The sequence below is a fragment of the Pseudooctadecabacter sp. genome, assembly GCF_965657175.1.
Taxonomy (GTDB): domain Bacteria; phylum Pseudomonadota; class Alphaproteobacteria; order Rhodobacterales; family Rhodobacteraceae; genus Octadecabacter.
This window is the reverse complement of the sequence record NZ_CBFHNH010000026.1, coordinates 1-21,163: the sequence shown is the minus strand read 5'-3', so window position 1 is coordinate 21,163 and position 21,163 is coordinate 1. Positions and strand designations below refer to the sequence as shown.

At 59.3% G+C, this 21,163-nt stretch carries 21 protein-coding genes; 13 read left to right on the top strand and 8 right to left on the bottom strand.

The window, feature by feature from the left end; genetic code table 11:
* Position 1 precedes the first annotated feature (1 nt).
* The 4 genes from ACTG36_RS15540 to ACTG36_RS15525 are packed head-to-tail and all read left to right on the top strand — an operon-like array spanning position 2 to position 4,128.
* Complete coding sequence (locus ACTG36_RS15540; protein WP_375280499.1) at positions 2–835, top strand: carbohydrate ABC transporter permease; 834 nt, start codon at positions 2–4, stop codon at positions 833–835.
* A gap of 22 nt (positions 836–857) precedes the next feature.
* Complete coding sequence (locus ACTG36_RS15535) at positions 858–1,862, top strand: ABC transporter ATP-binding protein (protein ID WP_296420156.1); 1,005 nt, start codon at positions 858–860, stop codon at positions 1,860–1,862.
* On the top strand, positions 1,859–2,632 hold the full coding sequence (locus tag ACTG36_RS15530; RefSeq protein ID WP_375280556.1) for an L-iditol 2-dehydrogenase: 774 nt from the start codon (positions 1,859–1,861) through the stop codon (positions 2,630–2,632). The genes ACTG36_RS15535 and ACTG36_RS15530 overlap by 4 nt, the downstream gene beginning before the upstream one ends.
* Positions 2,620–4,128 carry a mannitol dehydrogenase family protein gene (locus tag ACTG36_RS15525; protein WP_439142851.1) on the top strand — a complete coding sequence of 503 codons (1,509 nt, stop codon included), beginning with the start codon at positions 2,620–2,622 and terminating at the stop codon, positions 4,126–4,128. The genes ACTG36_RS15530 and ACTG36_RS15525 overlap by 13 nt, the downstream gene beginning before the upstream one ends.
* Here the strand turns inward: ACTG36_RS15525 and ACTG36_RS15520 are convergent.
* Positions 4,125–7,421: a chemotaxis protein CheB gene (locus ACTG36_RS15520; RefSeq protein WP_439142849.1), complete on the bottom strand. Its 3,297-nt coding sequence runs from the start codon at positions 7,419–7,421 to the stop codon at positions 4,125–4,127. The two genes, ACTG36_RS15525 and ACTG36_RS15520, sit on opposite strands and share 4 nt — an antisense overlap.
* A 281-nt stretch (positions 7,422–7,702) precedes the next feature.
* Here ACTG36_RS15520 and ACTG36_RS15515 point away from each other — a divergent pair, with 281 nt between their 5' ends.
* On the top strand, positions 7,703–8,380 hold the full coding sequence (locus ACTG36_RS15515) for a hypothetical protein (RefSeq protein WP_439142847.1): 678 nt from the start codon (positions 7,703–7,705) through the stop codon (positions 8,378–8,380).
* A 54-nt stretch (positions 8,381–8,434) separates the two neighbouring features.
* Positions 8,435–10,132 (top strand): adenine deaminase, encoded by a 1,698-nt coding sequence (gene ade, locus ACTG36_RS15510; RefSeq protein WP_375280503.1) that lies wholly within the window; start codon positions 8,435–8,437, stop codon positions 10,130–10,132.
* Positions 10,133–10,286: 154 nt separating this feature from the next.
* Here ade and ACTG36_RS15505 read toward each other — a convergent pair whose 3' ends face one another.
* The 7 genes from ACTG36_RS15505 to glmU are packed head-to-tail and all read right to left on the bottom strand — an operon-like array spanning position 10,287 to position 16,657.
* Positions 10,287–11,162: an MBL fold metallo-hydrolase gene (locus tag ACTG36_RS15505; RefSeq protein ID WP_375280504.1), complete on the bottom strand. Its 876-nt coding sequence runs from the start codon at positions 11,160–11,162 to the stop codon at positions 10,287–10,289.
* Positions 11,159–11,602, bottom strand: a complete 444-nt coding sequence (locus tag ACTG36_RS15500) for a DUF6691 family protein (protein ID WP_375280505.1) — start codon at positions 11,600–11,602, stop codon at positions 11,159–11,161. The genes ACTG36_RS15505 and ACTG36_RS15500 overlap by 4 nt, the downstream gene beginning before the upstream one ends.
* A gap of 3 nt (positions 11,603–11,605) precedes the next feature.
* Positions 11,606–12,037, bottom strand: a complete 432-nt coding sequence (locus ACTG36_RS15495) for a YeeE/YedE family protein (protein WP_375280506.1) — start codon at positions 12,035–12,037, stop codon at positions 11,606–11,608.
* A 57-nt stretch (positions 12,038–12,094) separates the two neighbouring features.
* On the bottom strand, positions 12,095–12,739 hold the full coding sequence (locus tag ACTG36_RS15490; RefSeq protein ID WP_375280507.1) for a sugar transporter: 645 nt from the start codon (positions 12,737–12,739) through the stop codon (positions 12,095–12,097).
* A 59-nt stretch (positions 12,740–12,798) separates the two neighbouring features.
* On the bottom strand, positions 12,799–13,482 hold the full coding sequence (locus ACTG36_RS15485) for a DNA alkylation repair protein (protein ID WP_375280508.1): 684 nt from the start codon (positions 13,480–13,482) through the stop codon (positions 12,799–12,801).
* Entirely contained in the window at positions 13,479–15,296 is a 1,818-nt protein-coding gene (gene glmS, locus ACTG36_RS15480) for a glutamine--fructose-6-phosphate transaminase (isomerizing) (RefSeq protein ID WP_375280509.1), read from the bottom strand. The genes ACTG36_RS15485 and glmS overlap by 4 nt, the downstream gene beginning before the upstream one ends.
* Before the next feature lie 2 nt (positions 15,297–15,298).
* The gene (glmU, locus tag ACTG36_RS15475; protein ID WP_375280510.1) at positions 15,299–16,657 is read right to left on the bottom strand and encodes a bifunctional UDP-N-acetylglucosamine diphosphorylase/glucosamine-1-phosphate N-acetyltransferase GlmU; all 1,359 of its coding nucleotides are present in this window, start codon (positions 16,655–16,657) and stop codon (positions 15,299–15,301) included.
* Positions 16,658–16,774: 117 nt separating this feature from the next.
* On the opposite strand from glmU, the gene ACTG36_RS15470 reads away from it, so the two are divergent.
* From ACTG36_RS15470 to ndhC, 7 genes are all read left to right on the top strand, one after another.
* Positions 16,775–17,434, top strand: coding sequence for an HAD-IA family hydrolase (locus ACTG36_RS15470; RefSeq protein WP_375280511.1), 660 nt, complete (start codon positions 16,775–16,777; stop codon positions 17,432–17,434).
* 47 nt (positions 17,435–17,481) lie between these two features.
* Positions 17,482–18,672 (top strand): DegT/DnrJ/EryC1/StrS family aminotransferase, encoded by a 1,191-nt coding sequence (locus tag ACTG36_RS15465; RefSeq protein WP_375280512.1) that lies wholly within the window; start codon positions 17,482–17,484, stop codon positions 18,670–18,672.
* Positions 18,673–18,807: 135 nt separating this feature from the next.
* Positions 18,808–19,062 (top strand): hypothetical protein, encoded by a 255-nt coding sequence (locus ACTG36_RS15460; protein WP_375280513.1) that lies wholly within the window; start codon positions 18,808–18,810, stop codon positions 19,060–19,062.
* A gap of 38 nt (positions 19,063–19,100) precedes the next feature.
* Positions 19,101–19,691, top strand: a complete 591-nt coding sequence (locus ACTG36_RS15455; protein WP_375280514.1) for a lysozyme inhibitor LprI family protein — start codon at positions 19,101–19,103, stop codon at positions 19,689–19,691.
* Between the two features lie 114 nt (positions 19,692–19,805).
* A complete protein-coding gene (locus ACTG36_RS15450; RefSeq protein WP_439142841.1) occupies positions 19,806–20,348 on the top strand; it encodes a hypothetical protein in 543 nt (180 codons plus the stop codon).
* A complete protein-coding gene (locus ACTG36_RS15445; RefSeq protein WP_375280516.1) occupies positions 20,341–20,742 on the top strand; it encodes an ASCH domain-containing protein in 402 nt (133 codons plus the stop codon). The genes ACTG36_RS15450 and ACTG36_RS15445 overlap by 8 nt, the downstream gene beginning before the upstream one ends.
* A gap of 103 nt (positions 20,743–20,845) precedes the next feature.
* The coding region (gene ndhC, locus ACTG36_RS15440; protein WP_439142838.1) for an NADH-quinone oxidoreductase subunit A at positions 20,846–21,163 on the top strand (318 nt) is incomplete at its 3' end.

The window sequence follows — 21,163 nt, the reverse complement described above, 5'->3', positions numbered from 1 at the left end:
AATGGCTATCGTTGCTCAACACACGAAGTTCTCCAAGATCGCATGGCCCGTTCTGGCTTGGGTCGTCGCCCTGATCTTCTTCTTCCCCATCGCCTATATGGTCATGACCAGCTTCAAGACCGACGCAGATGCGGTGAAGCCTGAACTGCTGTTCGCCTTCACGCCCACGTTGGAAAACTACGCCAACATGACGGACAACTACGACTACTGGCGGTTCGCGACAAACTCGTTGATCACGGCGACCTTTGCGACGTTGTTCACCTTGGTGGTGGCGGTGCCCTGTGCCTACGCCATGGCGTTCAACCCGACACGGGCGACCAAGGATATCCTAATGTGGATGCTGTCCACCAAGATGTTGCCAGCGGCGGCCGTGCTTTATCCGATGATCTTTATGACCAAATCGTTGGGTCTGTTTGACACCAAGTTCCTGATCGTCATGGTCCTCAGCCTGATCAACCTGCCCATCGCCATCTGGATGCTGTTCACCTACTTCAAAGACATCCCCAAAGACATCATCGAAGCGGGTCAGATGGATGGCCTGAACACATGGGGCGAGGTGCGTGAGATTTTGATCCCGCTGGCTTGGGGCGGCATCGCCTCCACCGCGCTGCTGGTCTTTATCTTTTGCTGGAACGAAGCCTACTGGACGGTCCGGCTGACCACCACCGACGCCGCGACCCTGTCGAAACTCATTGAGGGCAACCGCGCACCGGAGGGTCTGTTCTTTGGCCGCCTGTCGGCTGTGTCCACTGCTGCCGTTGGCCCGATCGTGGTCCTTGGGTGGTTTTGTCAAAAGCAACTCGTCCAAGGTCTGACCTTTGGCGCCGTGAAATAAGCCGAGAGAATAGGAAGTTAATATGGGACGCATCGTTCTAGAAAAAGTGACCAAGAAATTCGGCGAAGTCGAAGTCATCCCGCCGCTGGACCTGACCATTGAAGACGGTGAATTCGCGGTCTTCGTCGGTCCCTCGGGCTGCGGTAAATCCACCCTTCTGCGCCTGATTGCAGGTCTCGAAGAAGTCACATCCGGTGAGGTCAAAATCGACGATGCCACCGTGACCGAGGTCCCGCCCTCCAAACGTGGTCTGGCCATGGTGTTCCAGTCCTATGCGCTTTACCCGCATATGACCGTGCGCAAAAACATCGCCTTCCCGTTGCGGATGGAAAAGATGCCGCAGTCAGAAATCGATGCCAAGGTCGACATGGCCGCGAAGTCGCTGAACCTGACCGACTACCTTGACCGCAAACCGGGCCAGCTGTCCGGTGGTCAGCGTCAACGTGTGGCCATTGGCCGTGCGATTGTCCGCCAGCCCGAAGCGTTCTTGTTCGACGAACCGCTGTCCAACTTGGACGCCGCGTTGCGCGTGGGGATGCGTCTGGAAATCTCCGAGCTGCACCAGCGGCTTGAAACCACGATGATCTACGTGACCCACGATCAGGTCGAAGCCATGACCATGGCCGACAAGATCGTCGTGTTGCAGGCGGGCGTGATTGAACAGGTGGGCTCCCCACTGGAACTCTATGAACGTCCGCAGAACCGCTTTGTTGCGGGCTTCATCGGATCGCCCAAGATGAACCTGATCGAAGGCGAAGCCGCCAAAAAGCGCGGTGCCCAGACCATGGGCATGCGCCCTGAACACATCGCAGTGTCGACCGAGGCTGGCGAATTCAAAGGCACCGTCGGCGTGGCCGAACACCTTGGGTCCGACACCTTCTTGCACGTCCACATCGACGGCATCGAAGAACACGTGACCGTGCGCCAGCGCGGCAACGTGAACTTCAAATACGGCGACACCGTGTATCTGACCCCCGAAGAAGCCAACGTGCACAAGTTCGGTGCAGACGGCTTGCGGATCGACTGATGCGGTTGGCGGGCAAGACAGCAATGATCACCGGTGCCGCACGCGGCATCGGGCAGGTCTTCGCAGAACGCTACGTGGCCGAAGGCGCGCGTGTGGTCATTGCCGACATTGATATCGCCCGCGCCAGGGCGACAGCCGCCCAGATCGGTGAGGGCTGTTTTGCCGTTGAAATGAACGTGACAGACCCCGCCAGCATCGACGCAGGATTTGCCGCTGCGATCGACGCTGTGGGCCACATTGATATCCTGATCAACAACGCCGCGATTTTCACAGCGGCCCCGATTGTTGAGATTACCACAGACGATTTCGACCGCTGCTTTGACATCAACGTCAAAGGCACGCTGTTCACCTTGCAGGCCGCAGCCAAGCACATGATTGCGCGCGGGCAGGGTGGTAAAATCATCAACATGGCCTCCCAGGCCGGGCGGCGGGGGGAAGCCCTCGTCGCCGTTTATTGCGCGACCAAGGCCGCGATCATCAGCCTCACGCAGTCAGCGGGCCTCGACCTGATCAAGCACGGCATCAACGTCAACGCGATCTCACCGGGGGTGGTGGATGGCGAACATTGGGACACGGTCGATGCGTTTTTCGCCAAGTATGAGAACAAGTCCCACGGCCAGAAAAAGGCCGAAGTGGGTGCGGCTGTCCCATTTGGGAGGATGGGTACAGCCGAGGATCTAACCGGAATGGCCGTCTTTCTGGCTTCCGACGATGCGACGTATGTCGTGGCGCAAACCTATAACGTGGACGGTGGCCAATGGATGAGCTGAGAAAACTGAGCAACGCGAGTTTGGATGCCATGCCTGTGGGCGTTCGGGTTCCGGCCTATGACCGGTCCGAGTTGACGCCGGGGATTGTTCACATCGGGTTGGGGAATTTCCACCGTGCCCATCAGGCGTGGTATCTGCACCGTTTGATGGATGCAGGCGAAGCCCATGATTGGGCGATCATCGGGGCAGGCGTGCGCGCGGGTGACGCCGCACAGCGGGACCGTCTACTGGCGCAAGATTGCCTGACGACCCTGATCGAATTGCGTCCTGACAGCATCTCGGCCGAAGTGTGCGGATCGATGATTGATTTCCTGCCGGTGGAATCTGACAACGCCGCGCTCGTGGCGCAGATGGCCGACCCGTCCACGCGCATCGTGGCGCTGACAGTGACCGAAGGCGGCTATTACACCGATCCGGTCACGGGTGGGTTTGCAGAAGATCACAAAGACATTCAGGCCGATGCGGCCAACCCCGATGCGCCTGCAACGGCCTTCGGTGCCATGATCAAAGCGCTGCGGATCCGGCGCGATGCGGGCACCGGTGCCTTTACCGGGCTCAGCTGTGACAACCTGCAAGGCAACGGCGCGATCCTGCGTCAGACGGTCGTGGGCTTGGCCCGCATGTCTGATCCCGACCTTGCCGACTGGATCGACACGCATTGCACCTTTCCAAACTCCATGGTCGATTGCATCGTGCCCGCCACGGGCCCCGCTGAACTGGATTTGGTGCGCAGCCTTGGCATTGATGACGACGCGCCTGTGACCCATGAAAACTTCCGCCAATGGGTGATCGAGGATGACTTCTGCGCAGGTCGTCCGGATTGGGACAAAGTCGGCGCGACCTTCACCAACGATGTGCACAGCTTTGAGGCAATGAAGATCCGCATGCTCAACGGCGGCCATCAGATTTTGGCCAACGCAGGTGAGGTTTTGGGGATCGAGACGATTTCAGACGCCATGGCGAACCCTGCGATTGCCGCCCTGTTTCTTAAGGTGCAGGGCGAAGAAATCGCCCCTCATGTGGACGCCGTGCCTGGCACGACGCCCCATGACTACCTGTCGTTGATCATGTCGCGTTTTGCCAATCCTGCCATTGTCGACACGACCCGTCGCGTGGCCTTCGATGGCGCGTCCCGTCACCCCGGTTTCTTGTTGCCGACCATCCGTGCAGGCCTGAAGACCGGCGATCCGGTCAACGGTCTGGCCTTGGTTGAGGCCCTGTGGGCCCGCATGTGCCAAGGCACCCGTGAAGACGGGTCACAGATTGAGGCAAATGACCCGATCTGGGCAGAGCTTCAGTCGGCTGCACAGAACGCACGTCAAAACCCGACGGCGTGGCTTGATCAATCGTCGATCTACGGCGACCTGAAGCATGCGCCTGCCTTTGCTTCGGCGTTTTCGCACTGGTTGGCGACCCTTTGGGAAAAGGGTGTCGAGGCCACAATCAGTGACTACACCCAGTCCGAAGAAGACCTGCGTCAGACCGCCAGCCGTTAATCGTCGAGCTTTTCGAACGCGCCCACAATCTGCTGCAACGTGCCTGTGCCATCCAGAATGGCGATGCCATTGCTGCGCACTTTGATGGTTTCGCCGTCCGTGCGGATCAGCCGCGCAGTGAATTCGAACTCACCGCCTTTGGCAGACACCTTTTCGACTTTTTTACCAACCATATCAACGTCATCCGGGTGGAAGAAGCCAAGGGCTGTCTCAAGCGACGGCATCCCTTTGCTTTCGTCCCGTCCATGCAGCTCGAAGACACGTTTTGACCAGTATATCTCGCTGGAGATCGGGTTGAGTTCCCAATAGCCAAATCCGGCGAGTTCCTGAAGATGCCGGAACCGTGCGATCAGCGCGGCTGTCTGGTCGGCGGCAGCCACGATCTTGGTGACGTCCGTGGCGATGTTGTAAATTGTCGGACCCTCTAGGTGCGGCCCTTCAAACACGCGGCGTTCCATGGCCAGATAGGTGGGCGCATCCTCTTCATCGTTTTTCAACATGAAGGTTTCGAGCATCCCGTCTTCTTTTTCTGGGGCTGACAGCAATCGTTTGTCCGTCTTGATCAACCGTCGTGATTGATCTTTCGGTAAAAGTTCGTAAATATTTTGCCCCAGCGCCCGTTCGCGATCCAGACCCAAGGCTTCGGCTGAACTTTTGGAGATGCGCAGGATGGTGCCGTCTTCGGCCGTGTTGATCATGTGGATGTTGGAGCTGTTGAGGATCATCTCCATCTCACGGGCGAGGCCGGGGAATTGGGTGACGACCATCGTCAGACCCAGAATCTTGCCATGCACATCAAAATACGGCGTGCAGCTGAGGACCACGCGGCTGCCGTCTGAGGTAAATTCCTGCGTCGTGGTCTCACCCAGTTTCAGGGTCTCGCTGCAGATGGGTGACAGCGACGGGAAGCCGTCAGGCAACACCGCCTGAGAGATGTGTGGCGTCGTAATCGGTTGTTTCAGTTGGAACAAATCGGACGCGGCCGTGGTGGCTTGGGTGATTTGCAGGGCACTGTCCGTCACCAAAATGGCCAAAGGCGTGCTTTGCAGGACGGAGGTCAATTCGCCGGTGCGCCCGCTGAGTTCGGTGGCCGTGATCTGCAATTCTTCGTTGACGGTGATCAGCTCTTCGTTGGTGGATTGCAGTTCTTCATTCGAAGTTTCAAGCTCCTCGTTCGTGGCCTGCAACTCCTCATTGGTGGATTGCAATTCTTCGTTGAGGGCCTGCAATTCCTCGTTCGAGGTTTCCAGCTGTTCAATGGTCTGCTGCAGCGCCTCACGGGTGACGGCGACTTCGTTTTCCAGATCGCGGATGCGTTCGGACACGCTGTTGTCGATCTCCAGCGCTTCGGCGGGCAGGTTCGTCGGGTCGGGCACCTTGGGCACAGGCGTGAAGGCCACAACCGCGATGCGTTCGTTCAAGGACTTGGCGACAATCGGATAGACGTTGATCCGGATATCGAAGTCACCATCGTCATTCAGACGGTGGCGGATGCCTGTGCGGTGGGTGCCATGCCGCAAGGCCACGGACACCAGACTGCGGGCTTCTTCGCGCAACGGGCTTTTCAGAAGTTCAATGTGCATCCGCAGCTTACTGCTTTGGTTCACTTCGATATATTCGCTGATGGACCCGTTGACGGACATGATCGTTCCGTCTTCGGTCACAAGGATCGATTGTTCGCCCAGCGATTTGACGAGGGCATCAAACAAATGCCGGTCGGCGCTGGTGTCATTGCTTTGTTCCGGCCCACGTCTGCTGCGACCGGTATAAAGAGGCAGGCTGGGCATGGAATAGCTTGTCCCGCCGCTGCCCTTACCCAGCATCCGCTTACGGTAGACGTGCGAATTGCTGTCGTCTTGGTGGAACAGCTCATCCGATCCCGCGATGCTTTCGGCGGTGCCAAGGAACAACAAAGCGTCCGATGCCATGGAATAATGGAACCGGGACATCACCTTCTTTTGCAGTGAATTGCCAAAGTAGATCAACAAGTTGCGGCAGCACAGCAGGTGCACTTTCTGAAACGGCGGGTCCTGACAGACATTGTGGTCCGAAAACAAAACAGCAGACCGCAGCCGGTCGGTGATGCGGATGCCATCGCCGCGGCCCTGCGCCGGATCGTGGATGACTGGCCCGCCACAGCCTCCGTTGCCATCGCCGTGCTGGATCAGATACTTTGCCGCCAGTTCCTTTGGAATGTCATTCAGGGCGGAGCTGCTGTAAATCCCCGCGCGCGCCACCTGAAGGGCGGCTTTGTCGATGTCGTTCGCAAAGATCTGCACCTTCTCCTTGAGGGGCACGTTCGGGCCGCACAAAGCTTCGGAGATCATCATGTCAATCGAATAGGCCTCTTCGCCCGTGGCACATCCGGCAATCAAGACCCGAAGGGGGCCGGTTTTACGGTTTTCCAGCAGGGCCGGCAAAAGGCTTTCGAGATTGCTGAATTCTTCCTTGTCGCGGAAAAACCGCGTCACAGAAATCAGGAGGTCCTTGAACAGCGCGTCCACGGCCTGCGGATTGTTGCGCAAGAACTGCGTGTATTCTTCTTGATCGTCGATACCAAGGGCGGTCATGCGCCGTTCAATGCGACGGGTGATTGTCGTTTGCTTATAGTCGCGGAAATCCACACGGGTCCGCACCAGCAGGATCTGCAGCAGGTCCGAAATCGGCGTTTCTTGCAACTCCTCTTTCCGGAACGCGGAAAAGTCACGCGCGGATGTCAGGATTTTCTGCAAATGAGTGCCGATTTCAACGGGTCGCAAGACCAGATCGACACAGCCCGTTTGCACCGCTGCCTGCGGCATACCATCGTATTTCGCGCTTTCGGAATCTTGGGCGATGGTGATGCCGCCCGCTTCGCGGATGGCCTGCACACCGTAGGCGCCATCTGATCCCGTCCCCGACAGGATCATCGCCACCGCCTTTGCACCATGTTCTTCCGCAAGGCTCACCAAAAAGCGGTCAACGGAAGGTTTGGGCGCGGAGGGCAGGTCGCTTGGGTCTTGCAGACGCAGCTTGCCCTTGTGCATCACCACATCGGTTTTGGGCGGGGTGATGTAGATCACATTGGCCTCAGGCGTGGTGCCATCGGCCACGTCTTCGACGCGCAATTCGGTCTGGCGGCCGACCAATTCGGTCATCAGGCTTTTGTGGTGGGGGGACATGTGTTGAACCACCACGTAAGACACAGGCAGATTGGCCGGCAGCGTCGCCACCAACTCGCGAATGGCCTCAAGCCCGCCAGCCGAAGATCCGATCCCAATGATCGTTGATGTTTCGGGGGTGTCATCGCGCATAAGGCTTCCCCAATCCTTGTCCTGACGCAACTATAGCGCATGTTGCTCGCCAACTTCTATCGCTAATTAGGCCGTTGACATGACTACACAAAATAACGGCCCAGGGGCACTAATCTGAGACATACCAAAACACGACGGTGGTTCGACCGGAACGCAGAAAGCTGGATTCAAAAGGTTAACAAATTGTTATCAAAAGAATATATTTTTCGCCAAGTTTACTTTTCCTTAGGTCCTGTTACTTATTTCTGAGTATCTTGATTCCAATTTTAGGAAACGTGTTCATGAAGCTGGTATCGCAGACGGATCCAAGCACAACCTTGGCGGGTAGTCACCGCTTTGTTGTCAATCTGATCGCGGATGCCGATAGCGTTGCGGAAGTTCGATCCTGCGAGGTGATCGGCGCCCACCACCGGAACCGTTTCTCCTTTCCGTCGCGCGTCACCGTGGATGAGGTTTTCGTCGATGAAGTGGCCTATGGCGTGTCCCACTGTCTGGCCGCGCTGTCCAACACCACCGAGGTCGTGTCGCTCCCATCCGTCACGATTGAAATTCCCGGTTTGTCACTGGCCAAGGCCCACCTGATCACCACCCGCGCGGATGATGGCAACCTTGGGATCATCTTGCGGTTCAAAATGGTGCTGGGCGGCGTGAACCGTGCGTTCCGCCCTGAACTCGGGATTGAGGCTTCCGTGTCCGATCAAACCTCCCATATGTCTGCACTGGTTTTGACCGACATCGTTATGCCGTTTCTTGATCTGTGTACAGCGGCGGAAAATGGCGGGCTGGATACGTCTAAAGGCTTGGATACCTTCATTGATACCTTGATTGAACGGTCCCAGGACGTGCGCTTTCAGGCGGAATTGATCAAACGGTTCGTGGCCGCCGCCGCTGAAGCGGACGCCCCGAAGAAGGCCAAGATCACCGGCCGCCCCAAGATCGAGCTGATCTCACGCCGCTAGGCTGGACCTTCGCGCAGAAGTGCTGTTGTTTGGCCCAAAAGCCGGAGACCTGACATGGCCGATCTGTCCCAGAAAATTGCCCAAGGACGGGGGGATATGCCCGCCGACTTCGTCCTACGCGGAGGACGGATATTTGACGTTATCACCGGTGATTTCCTGAACGGAGATGTGGCGATTTGCGGTGACACCATTGTGGGCACCTGCGCGGGTTATGACGGCACACAAATCGTTGATATTACGGGGCTGACCCTCGTGCCGGGGTTCATCGACACCCATCTGCACATCGAATCCAGCCTTGTGACCCCGTTTGAATTTGACCGCCTCGTCACGCCGCTTGGGGTGACCACCGCCATTTGCGACCCCCATGAAATCGCCAACGTGCTGGGCGTGCCGGGCATCCAGTATTTTCTTGACGCGGCGATGGAAACGGTCCTCGATATTCGCGTCAACCTCAGCTCTTGCGTGCCGTCCAGCCATATGGAAACCACCGGTGCTGTGATCGAAGCCGACGATCTGTTGCCCCTGCGCCACCATCCTGCGGTCATCGGTCTGGCCGAGGTCATGAATTACCCCGGTGTGATCCACCAAGACCCCGGCATCATGGCCAAGCTGCGCGCGTATGAGGGGGGCCATATCGACGGCCATGCGCCGATGCTGTCAGGGCGCGACCTTAACGCCTATATCGCCGCAGGCATCCGCACCGAACATGAGGCCACGACCGAGGACGAGGCCCGCGAAAAGCTGCAAAAGGGCCTGCGTGTACTGATCCGCGAAGGGTCGGTGTCCAAGGACCTCGACGCGCTTTTGCCGCTCCTGAATGACCGCACGTCGGCCTATATGTGCTTTTGCACAGATGATCGGAACCCTCTCGATATCGGCGAACACGGCCACCTCGATTACCTGATCCGCACGGCGATTGCCCGTGGCACATCCCCCGTGGCGGCCTACCGTGCGGCGTCCCTATCTGCGGCCGAAGCATTCGGCCTCAAGGATCGTGGTCTGATTGCGCCGGGCCAACGCGCCGACATTGCCTGCCTTGGCACGCTCGAAGACTGCGACGCGCAGATCACCTTGTGCGGCGGTGTTCAGGCGGCGGAACAGGCCTTTGCGGCGCGCAAAATCACCCCGCCCATCGGTCGGGCGTCGGTCAAGGCACCGGTTGTGACGCCGGATGATTTTCGCACCGCATCCAACCGTACCGAAACAGACGTCATCGGCGTCATCCCCGGCAAAATCATCACCGACCATCTGCACGAAAACATCACCCCAACCGACGGCGACAAACGCCCTGACAGCACCCGCGATCTGGTCAAAATCGCTGTTGTGGAACGGCACGGGATCAATGGCAACATCGCCACAGGCTTTGTCAAAGGCTTCGGGCTGACCCGTGGGGCCATTGCCTCAACCGTCTGTCACGATCACCACAACATCGCCTGCGTGGGGGCGGATTACGATGATATGGCCTTGGCCGTGAACCGCATGGCAGACATCGAAGGCGGGTTTGTCGTGGCGCAGGGGGGCAAAATCACCGCAGAACTGGCACTGCCCGTCGCGGGCCTCATGAGCCTACAACCGTTTGAGGACGTCCGAACCCGCCTAGAGGCTTTGCGCGACGCGGCCAAAGCCCTCGGCGTCACGCTGGAAGAACCCTTCTTGCAGCTGGCCTTCCTCGCGCTGCCAGTCATTCCCATGCTGAAGATCACAGACCGCGGCATGGTGGACGTCACGAAATTCGAAATCATCTCAAGCTAGACGCGCGGCCCTTATTCTTCTGATCCGAAAACTCCGGGGGAGGACGCAGTCCGGGGGCAGAGCCCCTCGCGGTTTTTCGCCAGAAAAACCGACCCCCGCCCGCCGCAGGCGCAAAAGGGGCCCGCCGCAGGCGTAAGCCGAGCCGCCGCAAGCGCTACAACCCGTTGACAGGCACCTTCAAGACCGGATTTCCGTGGTCATCGGTGGGCACATGGCCCGCGCGCATGTTCACCTGCAGGGCCGGGATGATCAGCTTCGGCACAGCCAACTGCGCGTCTCGCTCATTTCGGAACGCGATGAAATCCTCGCGGGTTTTGCCGCCGCCCACATGGATGTTGTCCGCCCGTTGCTCGGCCACCGTGGTCTCCCATGCGATGGCGCGCCCATTTGGGCCGTAGTCGTGGCACATAAACAACCGCATGGCGTCAGGCAGGGCCAGCACCTTTTGAATGCTGTCGTAAAGCTGGCCTGCGTCCCCGCCCGGAAAATCCGCCCGCGCCGACCCGCCGTCCGGCATGAACAACGTGTCCCCAACAAAGGCCGCATCGCCCATCACATGCACCATGCAGGCCGGCGTGTGACCGGGGGTTGAGATGGCAAAGCACGGCATTTGCCCCACGTCGTAGGTATCACCGTCCTCAAACAGGGCATCAAATTGCGACCCGTCCCGTTGGAATTCGGTCCCCTCATTGAACACTTTGCCGAAGGTCTCCTGCACCTCCATGATCTTGGCGCCGACGCCGATCTTGCCGCCAAGGGTGTCTTGCAGATAGGGGGCCGCACTCAGATGGTCGGCGTGGACATGGGTTTCGATGATCCAATCGAGGATCAGACCCCGGTCCTTGATCCATTCAATCAGGCGATCGGCGGCGTCCGTGGTGATGCGGCCTGCGGCGTAATCAATATCCATGACGCTGTCGATGATGGCGCAATGGGCGCTTGCGGGGTCTTTGACGATGTAGGTGATGGTGTTCGTCGCCGCATCGAAAAAACCTTCGACCTCAGGCGTGATGTCCATATGCACTGTCATGGCGTGACCTCCTGCTGTGGGCGCGCCGCCGTTCTGGCCTGCACGACCTTTGCGCCAACGATACCCGCGACCATGGCCGCTGTGAAGATCAGGACGGCAGGATCGCCGGTGCCGATGGCAGGCAGCGCGCCGCCCGGGCAAAAACCGGCAAGACCCCAGCCCAACCCGAAGGCCGCTGATCCACCTACCAAACGTCCATCGATCTGGCGCAAACTCGGCAGATGAAAGACATCGGCCAGACGCGGCGCAGGGCGGCGCAACACAAACCTGTACCCCAAAGCGGTCACACCCAAAGCGCCCCCCATGACAAAGGCCAATGACGGATCCCAAGTGCCCGCAATATCAAAGAAATTCAGCACCTTGGCAGGGTTCGCCATGCCGCCCAGCACGATCCCCATGCCAAAGATCAAACCGATCAGGTAGGTCAGAATAAACCGCATGGATCAGCCCCCGACCACATGACGCGTCACATAGACCGTCGCCACTGCAACCGCCATAAAGACAACCGTGGCCACCATGGATCGGGGCGAAAGCCGCGCGATGCCGCAGACCCCATGGCCGGAGGTGCAACCGCCGCCGTAGGTCACGCCTGCGCCCACGATCAATCCGCCGATGATCATCGCCGCTGTGGACACGGGCACATCAACGGCCACCGCGTCACCGCTGATGATCCAATAAAGCGCAGGCGCCGTCATCATCCCGGCCAAAAGGGTGGCGCGCCAGCCCCAGTCGTCCGCGGATTTTGGCATGACGAAACCTGCCAAAATGCCTGTGGCACCCATAATGCGCCCGAACAGGCCCATCAACAAAACCGAAGCCGTGCCAATCAAAACGCCGCCCAAAAGCGACATCCAAGGCGTGAAATCTGTGATCATTGTCCATTCCTATATATTCTGAAATCTAAATATATAGGTTTTGGAATGTTTCAACCGTTAAAGAACAGACCCATCCACGCCCAAGGTCACATCTGCCCGCGACGCTTTGTCGAGAACGGCCTGCGCGTTGGGCACATCATTGCTTTCGGCACGCCGCTTGGCTGCGGCAGAGCTTAACCCGTGGCCCAGCCACCGCTGGATCAGCCGCGCGCGCAGTTCGGGGAGGGGGACGTGCAGTTGGACAGACAAGCTCCATAACGGGGCAAGGTTGAACCATGGCGCTTCGTCAAACAAAAGGTAATTGCCTTCAATGATGATGACTTCCGCCTCCGCAGGCACCACGCGCGCGCCCGCAATCGCAAGATCGCGGGATCGGTCGAAGACAGGGACAACCACATCTGCCTTTTCTTTCAGGCGGCGCACCAGATGGACGAAGCCTGCGCCATCAAAGGTGTGCGGCGCGCCTTTGCGGCCCAGATCGCCCCGCGCCTCAAGCACCTGATTATCAAGGTGAAAGCCGTCTTGCGGCACCACGGTCGTCAGGCATTTTTGCGCGTTCAGGCGGCGGGCCAGTTCCTCCGCCAAGGTGGATTTGCCACTGGCGGGGGGGCCGGACAGGGCCACAAGAACGCGCCCCGGTTTGTCCCGAAGCGGCTGAATCCGATTGGACAGCAGATTGACTTGTTTGGTCAGGTCCAGCACGACGCCCCCTTATATTTTTGGTCTTCTTGGCACTGCCTCGGTTGTCCCGCAAGGGACGATTATCGGGGCGGCAATTTCCGGCTCGCATCTTTGCGGGCGAAGGGTTTCATTGCGTCGCCATGGGTGTCCAGAAACGCCCAGACACGGTCGGGATCACGGCGGCCCAGATCGCGCAACCACCATGAAACGGACTTTTGGATAAACCAGTTCGGATCGGTCACATAGGTCGCGGCCCAGCCTAAAATACGCTCCCGCGCGGCCAGTTCTTCTGGTTTTGGATGCTTTTGCTTGGTCCATGGCAGGGTCATCACCAAGGCCGCCCGTTTGGTCCAAAGATGGTCGGATGTCGTCCAGCCCTCGACCTCATCCAGACGGCTGGGGTCCGCGACCAAGCGCCGTGATCCCGCCCCGCAGGCATGATCGGCGATGGCCCAAGCGTCGAACGTCGGCACCCACGACGCAATCAATTGCCAAGCGGCGTCATCAGGGTTGATCCGCGCCTGCACCAGCAATTTGGCCGCCGCCACGCGGGCCTCATGGACGTTGCTGTCCCACAGGTCTGAGGCCAGCTGGATGCGGCCCTCAAGGCTCAGCGCCTCACGCCAGCGCGCGCAGCAGTCATAGATCACCGGATTGGCGATGCCGAAATAGGGACGCTCTGCCTTGTGGTAGGCGGCCATTTCGCCCGCCTTATAGGCGTCCCCCAGACCGGCCAATTCCGCCAGCGCGTCATCTACGGTCATTCCACCGTCACCGATTTTGCCAGATTGCGCGGCTGGTCCACATCGGTGCCTTTTGCGACCGCCGTATGATAGGCCAGCAATTGCGCGGGGATCGCATAGAGGATCGGGGCCACGAAGGGGTCAATTTCCGGCATCAAGATCGTGTCCCACACGCCCGGTCCCGCTTCACGTGCGCCTTGCGCATCGGTGATCAGCAGGACGCGTCCGCCGCGGGCCATGACCTCTTGCATGTTGGAAATAGTCTTGTCGAACAGCGCGTCGCGCGGGGCCATGACGATGACGGGCACATGTTCGTCGACCAATGCAATGGGGCCGTGCTTCAGTTCACCCGATGCATAAGCTTCGGCATGGATATAGCTGATTTCTTTCAGTTTTAACGCACCCTCATGGGCCAGCGCATACATCGGACCACGGCCCAGAAACAGGATGTCGCGCGCCTCTGCCAGCTTGCGGGACACATCGCTGCTTTGCTCGCCCAAAGACAGGGCCTGGCTCATGAGGGCCGGCACGGATTTGATCGCCTCAAGGGCCTTGGCCGCGCCATCTGCATCCAGTTCACCACGGTCTTGCGCGGCTTTGACCGCCAGGATGGCCAGCACGGTCAACTGGCAGGTGAACGCCTTGGTGGAGGCCACGCCGATCTCACGGCCTGCCAAAATCGGCAGCGGCAGGTCGCTTTCGCGCGCGATGGAGCTTTCGGGGACATTGACCACGGACACGATCGTGTCGACCTTGCCTTCGCAATAGCGCAGGGCGGCCAGCGTGTCCGCAGTCTCGCCGGATTGGCTGACGAACAGCGCCGCTGTGCCCTTGGTGATGGGCGGTTCACGGTAGCGGAATTCGGACGCCACATCGATTTCGACGGGCAGGCGCGCAATCTGTTCGAACCAGTATTTCGCCGTGAGGCAGGCGTAGAACGCGGTGCCGCAGGCGACCATGGTCAGCCGGTCGATCTTTGCAAAATCAAGGCCGGGGTCGGGCAGTTCGATCCGCCCGTCCTTGATGTAATACCCCAGCGCATTGGTCAGGACCGACGGCTGTTCCGCGATTTCCTTGGCCATGTAGTGTTTATGGCCGCCCTTATCGACCGCGGTGTCGTCGATCTTGATCGTCTGGATGTCACGGTTCGCCAGCGTGCCTGCGGCGTCGCGGATTTCAACGCTGTCGCGGGTCAGGACGGCCCAATCGCCTTCTTCAAGATAGGTGATCCGGTCGGTCATGGGCGCCAGCGCGATCGCATCGGAGCCTACGAACATCTCACCGTCCCCGTGGCCAATGGCCAAGGGGGATCCTTTGCGCGCCGCGATCATCAGGTCGCCTTCGCCTTCGAACAGGAAGCACAGCGCATAGGCCCCGTCGAGCTTGGCAATCGTGGCCTCCGCCGCATCGCGCGGCGCCATCCCGTCGTTGAGGAAGCTTTGGGTCAAAAGGGCGACGGTTTCGGTGTCCGTGTCCGTTTCATAGCCGATGCCAATGCCCGCCAGTTCTTCGCGCAATTCGCGGAAATTTTCGATGATCCCGTTGTGGACCACGGCCACACGGGCCGTCTGATGGGGGTGGGCATTTTTGACGTTGGGTTCGCCGTGGGTCGCCCAACGGGTGTGACCGATGCCGGATTTGCCAGCCAACGGGTCATGCACCAGCAAATCCTGGAGGTTCACCAATTTGCCCACTGCGCGGCGGCGGTCCAGCGCGCCGTCATTGACCGTCGCAATCCCCGCGCTGTCGTAGCCGCGATATTCCAGGCGTTTCAGCGCCTCCACCAGCAAAGGGGCGACTTGGTTCTTGCCGAGGACACCTACAATTCCACACATTTTTAGGCTTCCTTTGCCGCTTTGGCCTTCTTGGCCTTTAACTTTTCGAACATCCGCCGTGCAAAGCCCGGTTTGTTATCTTGGCGCGCACGTGCGACCGCCATGTCGCCTTCGGGCACATCGCGGGTGACGACGGTCCCGGTGGCGGTCATGCTTTCATCGCCCAAGGTCACAGGGGCCACCAACATGGTGTTGGACCCGATAAACACATCACGACCTACGGTCGTGCGATGTTTGAACACGCCGTCATAATTGCAGGTGATCGTGCCCGCGCCAATGTTGGTGCGTTCGCCCACCTGCGCGTCCCCAATGTAGCTGAGGTGGTTGACCTTGGCCCCAGCTTCAATCACCGCGTTTTTGGTTTCCACGAAGTTGCCGATCTTCACACCTTCGGCCAGTTCAGTGCCCGGACGCAAACGCGCATAGGGGCCGACCACGGCATCGCGGGACACGTGGCAGCCTTCAAGATGGCTAAACGCGCGGATTTGTGCGCCGTTTTCAACCGTCACGCCAAGGCCAAAGACCACATGCGGTTCGATCACGGCGTCCGGCCCCACATATGTGTCATGGGAAAAGTACACGCTGTCCGGCATTTGCACGGTCACACCGGCCTCAACCATGGCGGCACGTGTGGTGGTTTGGAAAATCGCGTCTGCGGCATTCAGCTCCGCTTTGGAATTCACGCCCATCGTCTCCGCCTCATCACAGCGCACGACGGTTGCGGTTTTGCCTCGCGCACGGGCGAGGGCCACGACGTCGGTCAGATAGTATTCGCCCGAGGCATTGTCGTTCCCGATCTCCGCCACCAGCGACATCAGCAGCTGCGCATCGCAGGCGATCACACCGGAATTGCACAAGGGCAGGGCGCGAATGTCATCGCTTGCGTCTTTGAATTCGACGATTTCGGTTAAAGCGCCGTCCGCCTCAACCAATCGGCCGTATTTTTTTTGCGACGTATCCGCAACCTCAAACCCCAGCACGACCACGTCATGGTCGGCGCGGGCCGCGATCATTGCCTCCAGCGTTTCGGGGCGAATGAAGGGCGTGTCGCCGTAAAGGACAATCGCGTCACCCTCGAACCCGTCCAAAGCAGGGGCGGCCTGTGCGACCGCGTGACCGGTGCCAAGCTGTTCGGTTTGCAGAACGATCTCGGCGTCCTTATCCCAGTCTTGCGCCGCCGCTGTGACCAGATCGGCCCCGTGGCCGGCAACCACAATGGTGCGGGCAGGGTCCAGTGTGGCCCCCGATTTCATAGCATGCACCAACATGGGCGCACCGGCGATCTTGTGCAGCACCTTGGGCAGGTCTGACTGCATCCGCGTGCCCTTGCCTGCGGCCAAAATGATTAATGCGACTGACATACCTGCCTCATTCTTGTTGTTTTCATCTTCATACGCGCCACATCGCCTAACACAAGTCGCGTGGCCTTCACATCCCATGTCAGCCCGTTACAACACACCAAAATTGAAGGACCCGTTATGCATTCTGTGATGTTCGATCTTGATGGCACCCTTGCCGACACCTCCGGTGATTTGCTGGCCGCGGCCAATGCCTGTTTTCGGGGGCTGGGGTTGGGTGATTTGCTGACGGGCGCGGATGCGGGCACGGCACTAAAGGGCGGGCGGGCCATGCTGACGCTGGGTTTTAGCCGGGTTGAGGGGTTTGGTGAGGACGACATCCAGCGCCAATATCCCCTCCTGCTTGAGGCTTACGCGCAGGACATCGACACCCACACGCGGCTTTATGACGGCGCGATGGACGCGGTCGAGGCGCTGAAATCCAAAGGCTATCCCGTGGGCATTTGCACCAACAAACCCGAAGGTCTGGCCGACACCTTGATGACACGTCTTGGCGTGCGCGACGCCTTTGGCGCGCTGGTGGGGGCGGACACTTTGCCCGTGCGCAAGCCGGACCCAGAACACCTGTTCGAAACCGTGCGCCGCTGCGGCGGGGATCCTGTCAAAACCTGTCTGGTGGGCGACACCAACACCGACCGGATGACATCGCGCAACGCGAACGTGCCGTCTATTCTGGTCACCTTCGGTCCGTCTGGCGAGGATATGGCGGCCCTTGAACCCGAGGCCCTGTTGGACCGCTACGCCGATCTGCCCGATCTGGTAGATCGACTTTTCAGCTAATCCAAACCGGGCTTGACGGGGCAGGGCGCGCGCCCTCACATACCACCATGACTGAGACATTTACCGGCAGCTTCACCCAGCAAGAACCCATCCCGCAGGCGGGGATTGACGCCGCGATGGCGGTGCTGACCCATGGCCGGCTGCACCGCTATAACACCCAAGGGGATGAGATCGCAGAAACCGCCCTGTTAGAAGAGGAATTCGCGGCCCTCACGGGGGCGAAATACTGCCTTGCGGTGGCGTCAGGGGGCTATGCGATGACCACGGCGTTGCGCGCTTGCGGCGTGGGCCATGGCGACCGCGTGCTGACCAACGCCTTTACGCTGGCCCCCGTGCCAGGTGCCATTGCCGCCGTCGGTGCCACGCCCGTTTTCGTGGGTGTCACCGATAACCTGTTGATTGATCTGGATGATCTGGCTGCAAAGCTGGATCAGGCGCAGGTTTTGCTGTTGTCGCATATGCGGGGCCACATCTGCGATATGGAGGCGCTGATGGCGCTGTGTGATGCCGCAGGCGTCACCGTGATCGAAGACTGCGCCCACACCATGGGCGCCCATTGGAACGGCACGCCGTCCGGGCGCTGGGGCAAATTCGGCTGTTATTCCACACAGACCTATAAACACGTCAATTCCGGCGAGGGCGGGTTCCTGATCGGCGACGACGCCGAAGCCATGGCCCGCGCCATCATGCTGTCAGGCAGCTACATGCTGTTTGAACGCCATCGCGCGGCCCCACCGCCGGACACCTTCGCCCAGATCAAATATGAAACGCCCAATATCTCAGGCCGGATGGACAATCTGCGCGCGGCTATCCTGCGTCCGCAACTGGCGGATCTGCAGACGCAATGTGACCGTTGGAACGCGCTGTATCGTGTCGTTGAGGACGGGTTGCGCGATACCCCCGGCCTGACGTTGACGCACCGGCCCAACGCCGAAGGCTTCGTAGCATCGTCGTTCCAGTTTTTGCTGCTCGATTGGCCGCCTGACGCCGTGCAGCAGGTCATTCAAGGTTGCCTGAAACGGGGCGTTGAACTGAAATGGTTCGGCGGCGCGGAACCTACGGGCTTTACCTCCCGCTATGACAGTTGGCGTTATGCGGCATCTGAACCCATGCCCGAAAGTGACCGAATCCTTGCGGGCATCATCGACATGCGCCTGCCATTGACGTTCACTGAAGACGATTGCGCCGTGATTGCGCGCATCATTCGCGACGAAGTCCAAAAGCATGAATTCGCGTAAAAGTTGCGTGACTGAGCCTTTTTTCGCCAACCCATGTCATAAAACATATGAGTCACTATCCAAACGCGAAAAAAACGACTAACGTCAAGGCTGACCCGTAGAGCCTGACGGGGTTAGGGGCTGGTAAAAGTCGTCATGATGACACCGTTGAGTACAGCATACGATAACATTCGCCTGATCAGGCGAAAGGTCGACATCGCGCAACGAGAACTCGAGTCCCTGCCCGCCGGTCATCGCCGTGATCAGGGCGTCATGCGCCTTGCATCCTTGACAGACGACCTCGTCCGCGCGGTGCAAGATTTCGCTGAAATGGGCTATGAGGAACAGGTGTTCCAGATGCTTTCTGAAGACGCGGTTGACATGCGGCGCACCGTCAGTGGTCTGCACTGACCCTTCGGATTGCCGCTGGACCATGGGCCACGTGTTCTATGACATTCCGGAACGTGTCTGTGCCATTGGATTTGGTGTCGCTGGCGCGCAGGGCGGTTGACGGGGTGAGGTTGCGAACGTTCATATGTCTATTGGCGACTGTCCCAGCCCACGCCCTTGCGGAGCCTCAGCCCGCTGTGCAGGCGTTGATGCACTATACCGATCCGCTGGCTGTTTGTTTTGAAAATGCAGAAAGCTCCGACATGGCCGAAGGCTGTGTCGGGCAGACGTCGACCTTGTGTATGGACACCGAAGAGGGCGGCTATTCCACCGTCGGCATGATGTTTTGCACGCTTGCGGAATACCACGCGTGGGACGCGCAGTTGAACGCCACATACCAATCCACCATGGCCGGTTTGCGGGCGGAAGATCGCCAAGACGCTGATCTTTTTCCGGAATTTGCCAACCGTGCGGAGGCTTTGCGCACAGCGCAGCGCGCGTGGATCGCGTTTCGCGACGGGGAATGTGCTTTGGCCTATGCCATGTGGGGCAGCGGATCCATGCGCCAGATCGCGGGCGCGTCTTGTCTGTTGGATATGACCGCGACCCGCACGATAGAACTGCGCTTTCTGGGCGCAGAGATGCGATAGCCGCCGATGGCCCCCCCCCGCGCCGCCGGACAACCCGCCGCAGCCACCGCCAGTCGACGCGGCCCCTGATCTGCCCTACATGGCAGGGCAAGACATCGCAGCAAGGGCCGCACCATGAGCAAAGACAAGAAACGGATGGAATTTTACGCCGGCGTTCCGTGGGTCAACATTACCCCCGAACAGGCGAGAAACCATCCCAAGGGCAAACCGGGCGTCATCTTGTGGGCAATTGCCCTTTATTTCCTCGTGCCGGGGCTGGGGAAATTCTATGCCGCTTGGGACTTCGGGTTGGCGGGGTGGCTCGTTGTGTTGGCCGGTATCTGGCCGTTTTTGGCCGGTGTTGGTCTGCTGATGCGGGTGCCATGGTCCGTGTTCATGGCGATCGTGTCGGCGGGCCTGACGGTCTGGGCGCTGTTTCGGAGCAGCCGCGCCACAGCCGAGCTTTATAATTCGTTTGAGGGCGCGACACAGACCGGGTTTTTGCACGCGCTGTTCGGGGTCGACGGGTACACGGACGGTTTTTTCGTAATCCTCTTGGTGGAATTGCTCATCCAAGTGGGCATCCTGTTCTATCTGATGGATGGTGACCGGCCGAACCTGATTTATCGCCACCGTTACCGCCAATATTCCGCCAATGACGGGGGCGGTGATGCCTGACGTTTGGGCGCGCTATCCTGGTGCGATCCGTGGGGAATACGGAGATAGCGAGGCCCTGTGCGAGCATTTGGTCGCGTTAATTTGTGCAGGTACCAAGACGGCTACGTGCGGTGCCTTGCGCGATTTCGAGGCCGAGGGGGAGGCGCTGCCCAAGGAAGGTGACATCGAAATCGTGCTGCATTGGGATGAGACCCCGGCGGCCGTTGTGCGGATGACACAAGTGGTGGTGCAGCCTTTTGATGCGGTCACCGAAGACTTTGCCTTGGCGGAAGGGGAGGATGCGACCTATGCCGGTTGGGCCGCGTCCCACAAAGCCTATTTTGCGCGCAATGGCGGGTGGTCGGCGGACATGCTGCTTGTGTGTCAGCGATTTGAACTGGTTGAGGTGCTTTGATCGGCATTTTGCCCCCCATCGCCCGTTGACCACCCGCCCTCGTGGGGCTAAACGCAACACCAGCCAAGGGGCGTCTGCCCCACGACCAAACGGGAGCCCCGAAATGGAAGACTTTCTCAGAGAATATCTGCCTATCGTTATTTTCTTGGGGCTTGCCATCGTCTTGGGCGTCGTTCTGATCCTCGCCGCAGTGGTTTTGGCTGTACGCAACCCGGACCCTGAAAAAGTGTCTGCTTACGAATGCGGGTTTAACGCGTTTGATGATGCGCGCATGAAATTCGACGTGCGGTTCTATCTGGTGTCGATCCTGTTCATCATTTTCGACCTTGAGATCGCGTTTTTGTTCCCGTGGGCTGTTGCCTTCAGTGAGATTTCGATGGTCGGCTTCTGGTCGATGATGGTGTTCCTCGCGGTTCTGACC

Excerpts from the sequence above, each read along its gene's own strand:
- glmU (WP_375280510.1), bottom strand. The coding sequence starts at position 16,657 with ATGTCAGTCGCATTAATCATTTTGGCCGCAGGCAAGGGCACGCGGATG.
- ACTG36_RS15525 (WP_439142851.1), top strand. The coding sequence starts at position 2,620 with ATGGATGAGCTGAGAAAACTGAGCAACGCGAGTTTGGATGCCATGCCT.
- ACTG36_RS15495 (WP_375280506.1), bottom strand. The coding sequence starts at position 12,037 with ATGATCACAGATTTCACGCCTTGGATGTCGCTTTTGGGCGGCGTTTTG.
- ACTG36_RS15500 (WP_375280505.1), bottom strand. The coding sequence starts at position 11,602 with ATGCGGTTTATTCTGACCTACCTGATCGGTTTGATCTTTGGCATGGGG.
- ACTG36_RS15460 (WP_375280513.1), top strand. The coding sequence starts at position 18,808 with ATGATGACACCGTTGAGTACAGCATACGATAACATTCGCCTGATCAGG.
- ACTG36_RS15450 (WP_439142841.1), top strand. The coding sequence starts at position 19,806 with ATGAGCAAAGACAAGAAACGGATGGAATTTTACGCCGGCGTTCCGTGG.
- ACTG36_RS15515 (WP_439142847.1), top strand. The coding sequence starts at position 7,703 with ATGAAGCTGGTATCGCAGACGGATCCAAGCACAACCTTGGCGGGTAGT.
- ACTG36_RS15485 (WP_375280508.1), bottom strand. The coding sequence starts at position 13,482 with ATGACCGTAGATGACGCGCTGGCGGAATTGGCCGGTCTGGGGGACGCC.
- ade (WP_375280503.1), top strand. The coding sequence starts at position 8,435 with ATGGCCGATCTGTCCCAGAAAATTGCCCAAGGACGGGGGGATATGCCC.
- ACTG36_RS15465 (WP_375280512.1), top strand. The coding sequence starts at position 17,482 with ATGACTGAGACATTTACCGGCAGCTTCACCCAGCAAGAACCCATCCCG.
- ACTG36_RS15505 (WP_375280504.1), bottom strand. The coding sequence starts at position 11,162 with ATGACAGTGCATATGGACATCACGCCTGAGGTCGAAGGTTTTTTCGAT.
- ACTG36_RS15470 (WP_375280511.1), top strand. The coding sequence starts at position 16,775 with ATGCATTCTGTGATGTTCGATCTTGATGGCACCCTTGCCGACACCTCC.
- ACTG36_RS15535 (WP_296420156.1), top strand. The coding sequence starts at position 858 with ATGGGACGCATCGTTCTAGAAAAAGTGACCAAGAAATTCGGCGAAGTC.
- glmS (WP_375280509.1), bottom strand. The coding sequence starts at position 15,296 with ATGTGTGGAATTGTAGGTGTCCTCGGCAAGAACCAAGTCGCCCCTTTG.
- ACTG36_RS15445 (WP_375280516.1), top strand. The coding sequence starts at position 20,341 with ATGCCTGACGTTTGGGCGCGCTATCCTGGTGCGATCCGTGGGGAATAC.
- ACTG36_RS15455 (WP_375280514.1), top strand. The coding sequence starts at position 19,101 with ATGACATTCCGGAACGTGTCTGTGCCATTGGATTTGGTGTCGCTGGCG.
- ACTG36_RS15520 (WP_439142849.1), bottom strand. The coding sequence starts at position 7,421 with ATGCGCGATGACACCCCCGAAACATCAACGATCATTGGGATCGGATCT.
- ACTG36_RS15540 (WP_375280499.1), top strand. The coding sequence starts at position 2 with ATGGCTATCGTTGCTCAACACACGAAGTTCTCCAAGATCGCATGGCCC.